Raw genomic sequence first — 524 nt, 5'->3', positions numbered from 1 at the left:
GCCATGGTCATCCTGGTCGCCCAGTCCGCCATCACCGGCCGCGCCACCGTGGCGGCGATCATCGGCGACGACTGGGCCGACGAACTCGCCCGGCAGCGCCATGCCGGCCAGCTGCTGGCGTCAGTGTTTGATATGCTGGATACTTTTATCGTTCCCGGCGTAACGACGATGGCGATTAACGATCGAGTGGAAGATTTTATCGTCAACCAGCTGCACGCCCGCCCGGCCAGCAAGGGGCAATACGATTTTCCCTATGTGTTGAACACTTCCATTAACGATGTGGTGTGCCACGGGATCCCCAAAGCGACCGAACATCTGCGCTCCGGGATGATTGTTAACGTCGATATCACCCTCGAGAAAGCGGGCATGATTGCCGACTCCAGTAAGATGTACCTGATAGGCGATGTCTCCCCGCTGGCCCGCCGGCTGGTAAAGACTACCTATGAAGCGATGTGGAAAGGCATTGAGGTGGTGAAGCCTGGCGCGACGCTGGGCGATATTGGCCACGCTATTCAGCGCTGGGT

The 524-nt window shown here is 58.8% G+C and carries 1 protein-coding gene; it reads left to right on the top strand.

The genetic code is table 11. The annotated features are described in order from the left end of the window. Positions 1-524 (top strand): M24 family metallopeptidase (locus tag ABD169_RS16140; RefSeq protein WP_425560989.1); only part of this gene is annotated, 524 nt, incomplete at both ends.

Origin of the sequence: Leucobacter iarius, assembly GCF_039530105.1 — a bacterium.
Taxonomy (GTDB): Bacteria; Actinomycetota; Actinomycetes; order Actinomycetales; family Microbacteriaceae; genus Leucobacter; species Leucobacter iarius.
Note: the sequence above shows the minus strand (reverse complement) of the source record. Positions and strands in the feature narration are given on the sequence as shown.